Origin of the sequence: Brevundimonas sp. (genome assembly GCF_032107865.1) — a bacterium.
In the GTDB taxonomy this organism is placed as follows: Bacteria; Pseudomonadota; Alphaproteobacteria; order Caulobacterales; family Caulobacteraceae; genus Brevundimonas.
Genome location: NZ_DAMCNG010000199.1, coordinates 1 through 4,791 on the forward strand (window position 1 = coordinate 1; position 4,791 = coordinate 4,791).

Below are 4,791 nucleotides of genomic sequence, written 5' to 3' on the forward strand. Positions count from 1 at the left end.
CTGGCGTCCAAGCGCGGCCCGGCTGTCTTCTCTCACCCGCTGGCCGGATCGGCCCGCCGCAGCACCGACGTGGTGCAGGACGAGGCGGCGGCGCAGAGCCTTTTGGCTTCGGACAAGGATCGCCGCGAACACGCCCTGGTGGTCGAGGCCATCATGGACCTGCTGGCGCCTTACTGCAGCGACCTGCGCGCGCCGCCCGGCCCGGCGCTGGTCTCGACCCGGACCATGTGGCACCTGGGCACCCGCATCGAGGGGCGGCTGCATCGCCCCGACGAGACTTCCGCCGCCGAACTGGCCGCTCTGCTGCATCCGACGCCCGCCGTCTGCGGCGCGCCGCGCGACCGGGCGGCCGAGATGATCCACGCGCTTGAAGGCTATGACCGGGGCTTTTATGCCGGGGCCGTGGGCTGGACCAACGCCTTCGGCGACGGCGCATGGTACGTCTCGCTGCGCTGCGCCGAGACGTGCGGCGATCAGGCGCGTCTCTATGCGGGGGCGGGCATTGTCGAAGGCTCAGACCCCGCCGCCGAGGCGGACGAGACGTCAGGTAAGTTCCAGGCCGTTCTGCGCGCTCTGGGCGTGGATGAGGCGAGCGTATGATTCCCCTGCAACAGATCTGGCCGGACGACATGGCGGCGCGCTATCGGGCCAAGGGCTATTGGCGCGGCGAGACCTTCTCCCAACTGCTGCGCAGCCGGGCGGAAGCGCAGGGTGACGCCGTCGCCGTGGTCGGCATGGACAAGCGCTGGACCTACGGCGAACTGCTGGCAAAGGCCGAGACGGCCGCCGCCGGTTTCCTGGCGCTGGGGCTGAAGCCGGGCGACCGGGTGGTGGTGCAGTTGCCCAACCTGCCGGAGTTCCTCAGCGTGATCTTCGGCCTGTTTCGGGCGAAGCTGATCCCCGTCTATGCGCTGCCCGCGCACCGCTCGACCGAGATCGTCCACTTCCTGACGCGCGCTGAAGCATCGGCCTATGTCGTGGCCGACCGGCATGAGGGGTTCGACTATCGCGCCCTGGCCCGCGCTGTTCAGGCCGAGGTTCCCGACCTGCGCCATGTGGTCGTGGTGGGCGAAGCGGAGGAGTTCGCCGCCTTCGACGGTTTCCGCGCCGATCCGACGTCCCTGCCGACGGATGACGCCGATCCGTCCGACGTGGCCTTCCTGCAGATTTCGGGCGGCTCGACCGGCCTGTCCAAGCTGATCCCGCGCACCCACGACGACTATCTCTACAGCGTGCGCGAAAGCGCCGACATCTCGGGGCTTGAGCCGGAGAGCGTCTATCTGACGGCTCTGCCCGCCGCGCATAACTTTCCGATGAGTTCGCCGGGCTATCTGGGCGCCCTCTATGTCGGGGCGACGGTGGTGATGGCGCCGTCGCCGTCGCCGGATGTCTGCTTCCCCCTGATCGCGCGCGAGGGGGTGACGATCACCGGACTGGTGCCGCCTCTGGCCCTGCTGTGGATGCAGGCGGCGGCGAAGAAGACCCACGACCTGTCCAGCCTTCAGGTGCTGCTGGTCGGCGGCGCCAAGTTCCTGCCCGAGGCGGCGCGGCGCGTGCGCGCTGAACTGGACTGCACCCTGCAACAGGTGTTCGGCATGGCCGAGGGGCTGGTCAACTACACCCGGCTGGACGACCCCGAGACGCTGATCGTGGAGACGCAGGGGCGACCGATCAGCCCCGACGACGAAATCCTGATCGTCGACGATGCGGGCGCGCCCGTGGCCGAGGGCGAGCCGGGCAATCTGCTGACGCGCGGCCCCTATACGATCCGCGCCTACCACAACGAAGCGGCGGCCAATGTGCGGTCCTTCACCGAGGACGGCTTCTATCGCACCGGCGACGTGGTGCGCCGCACGCCCGAGGGCTATCTCGTGGTCATGGGCCGGGCCACTGACCACATCAACCGCGCGGGCGAGAAGATCTCGGCCGAGGAGGTCGAGGATCACCTGCTGGCCCACCCGTCCGTGTTCGACGCCGCCGTGGTGTCGGTGCCGGATGACTATCTGGGTGAACGCATCTGCGCCTTCATCATCCCGAACGGCGCCGCGCCGCGCGGCGTCGAACTGAAGGCCTGGATGCGCAAGCGCGACATCGCCGACTTCAAGGTGCCGGACCAGATCGTCTTCGTCGACGACTTCGCCGTGACCGCCGTGGGCAAGGTCAGCCGCCGCGAACTGCGCGCCGCCTTGCGCCAGCGCATTCTGGAAGACGAGGGCAAGGCGTGAGCGTCTCTAAAGGCCTGCCGACCGTCCCGGCCTACGCCCTGCCGACCGAGGCGGAGATTCCCGCCTCGCGCGCCCAGTGGACGTTGCAGCGTGATCGCGCCGCCCTGCTGGTCCACGACATGCAGCGCTATTTCATGCGTCCCTATGCGCCGGGCGCCGAGCCTCTGCCGGGCCTGATCGCCAACATCGCCCGCCTGATCGCGGCGGCGCGTGCGACGGGCGTTCCGGTCTTCTACACCGCCCAGCACGGCGATCAGGATCGCCGCGATCGGGGTCTTCAAGCAGATTTGTGGGGACCGGGCATGAGCCGCACGCCCGAGCATGAAGACATCCTGCCCGAACTGGCCCCGGCGCCGGGCGACTTCCCTCTGGTCAAGCACCGCTACAGCGCCTTCCAGCGCAGCAACCTGGAGACGCTGATGCGCGTGCGGGGGCGGGACCAGCTGATCGTCTGCGGCGTCTACGCCCACATCGGCTGCCAGCTGACGGCGGCCGAGGCGTTTCAGCGCGACATCGAACCCTTCTTCGTCGCCGATGCGCTTGGCGACTTCTCGCGCGACAAGCATATGGGCGCGGTGGCCTGGGCCGCCGACACCTGCGCCGTGGCCCTTTCGACGGCGCGCGTTCTGGAACGACTGACATGACCAAGCTGACCCCGCAGGATCTGACGCTGGAGCGTATGCGCGCCGATGTCGCCGCCGTGCTGCACGAAACGCCGGACTCCATTCTGGACGACGACAATCTGATGGACCTGGGCGTCGACTCTTTGCGCGCCCTCAACCTGTCGCTGGCGTGGAGCGAGGCGGTGCCGCTGGAGTTCAGCGAACTGGCCGAACACACCACGCTCGCAGGCTGGTGGAGCGTGGTTCAGGCGCGCCTGCGCGCCGCCGGTCACGACGCCTGACCTGACATCATGGACGACGGACGCATGGGGGCGGTGCTGGAATATCCGCTGACGGAAGCCCAATCGGGCCTGTGGTTCGCCCAGAGGCTGGACCCGGCCAACCCGATCTTCAACACGGCCCACTATCTCGACATCCGGGGCGATCTGGACGTCGAGGCTTTCCGCGCCGCCGTCGATCAGATGGCGGTCGAGGCCGAGGCCCTGTCGCTGCGTTTCGTCGAGAAGTACGGCGAGGTGTTCCAGACCCTCGACCCGACGCATCGTCCCCTGTTGCAGGTCGTCGACGTGTCCGCCGCCGCCGATCCGGTCGCCGAGGCCATGGCCGCCATGCGCCGCGACCATGAGACCCCGCTGGACCCGACGCGCGATCCGCTGGCCGCCAACATCCTGTTCCGTATGGGACCGCAGCATTTCCTGTGGAGCCTGCGCGTCCACCATCTGGCCACCGACGGCTTCGGCATGGCCCTGCTGACCAACCGCACAGCCGAGCTCTACAACGCCCCGCGCGGCGGCCCGGCGCCCGGCCCGGTCTTCAACCCCATCGCCAAAGTGTGGGACGAAGACGCCGCTTATCGCGTCTCGGACAAGCGCACGGCCGACGCCGCATACTGGCGCGAGATCATGGGCGACGCGCCCGAGGTCGCCTCCCTGGCGCCCGGCAAGGCCACGACCGCCCACCGCTTCCACCGCATCGAGCGCGCCCTGCCGCCTGAGGTCACGACCCGCCTGCGCGCTCGCGCCGACGCCGGGCGCCTGTCCTGGCCCGACGTGCTGACCGCCATCGGCGCGGCCTATGTCCGCCGTTTCTCAGGCGCGGAAGAGGCGGTGATCGGCGTGCCGTGGATGGGCCGAATGGGCAGCGCCTCGGCCCGCACGCCCGCCATGATCATGAACGTCCCGCCGCTGCGCCTGACGCTGGACGAGGACGCGCCGCTGGACGAGCAACTGATCGTGGCGTCCAAGGCTCTGATCAAAACCCGCCGCCACGGCCGTTACCGCAGCGAGCAGCTTCGGCGTGACCTCGGCCTGATCGGCGGGGCGCGGCGCCTGTACGGGCCGCTGGTCAACGTCCTGCCGTTCGATCTGCCGCCGCGTTTTACGGGGCTGGACACGACGCTGAAGGTGCTGGGCACGGGCCCGGTGGACGACATCAGCTTCACCTTCCGCGGCGACGCCGCCCCGGCCCTGACGCTGGAGGTCGACGCCAACCCCGACCTCTATACGCTGGAGGAGGCCGCCGCCCACGCAGAGCGTCTGGCCGCCTTCCTGACCAACGCGCTGGACGCCCAGACGCTGGGCGAAGTCCCCATCGCTACGCCGGGCGAGGCCGCGCGCGAACTCGAAGCCTTCAACGCCACCGCCCACCCGGTGCCCGATACGACGCTGACCGCCCTACTGGAGGCGGCGACGAAGGCGACGCCGGACGCCTCGGCGCTGACCTTCGGCGACCAGACCCTGACCTATGCCGAACTGGACGGCCGCACGGCGGCGCTGGCCTCGGCGCTGTCGGCGCTCGGCGTGGGGCGTGAGAGCCTCGTCGCCGTGGCCCTGCCGCGTTCGCTGGAACTGGTGATCGCCCTCGTCGCGACCTTACGCGCAGGCGGCGCCTATCTGCCGCTCGATCTGGAGCATCCGGCCGAGCGCATCGCCGCCATCGTCCGC

The 4,791-nt window shown here is 69.6% G+C and carries 5 protein-coding genes; all 5 read left to right on the forward strand.

Features of this window, described 5'->3' with window-relative positions:
- The coding region (locus tag RT567_RS13575) for an isochorismate synthase MenF (protein ID WP_313576820.1) at positions 1–600 on the forward strand (600 nt) is incomplete at its 5' end.
- Positions 597–2,225, forward strand: coding sequence for a (2,3-dihydroxybenzoyl)adenylate synthase (locus RT567_RS13580; protein WP_313576821.1), 1,629 nt, complete (start codon positions 597–599; stop codon positions 2,223–2,225). The genes RT567_RS13575 and RT567_RS13580, both read left to right, overlap by 4 nt.
- Positions 2,222–2,869 (forward strand): isochorismatase family protein, encoded by a 648-nt coding sequence (locus tag RT567_RS13585; RefSeq protein WP_313576822.1) that lies wholly within the window; start codon positions 2,222–2,224, stop codon positions 2,867–2,869. The genes RT567_RS13580 and RT567_RS13585 overlap by 4 nt, the downstream gene beginning before the upstream one ends.
- Positions 2,866–3,129 (forward strand): phosphopantetheine-binding protein, encoded by a 264-nt coding sequence (locus RT567_RS13590; protein WP_024353927.1) that lies wholly within the window; start codon positions 2,866–2,868, stop codon positions 3,127–3,129. The genes RT567_RS13585 and RT567_RS13590 overlap by 4 nt, the downstream gene beginning before the upstream one ends.
- 9 nt (positions 3,130–3,138) lie before the next feature.
- Positions 3,139–4,791: condensation domain-containing protein (locus tag RT567_RS13595; protein ID WP_313576823.1), on the forward strand; the 1,653-nt coding region annotated here is incomplete at its 3' end.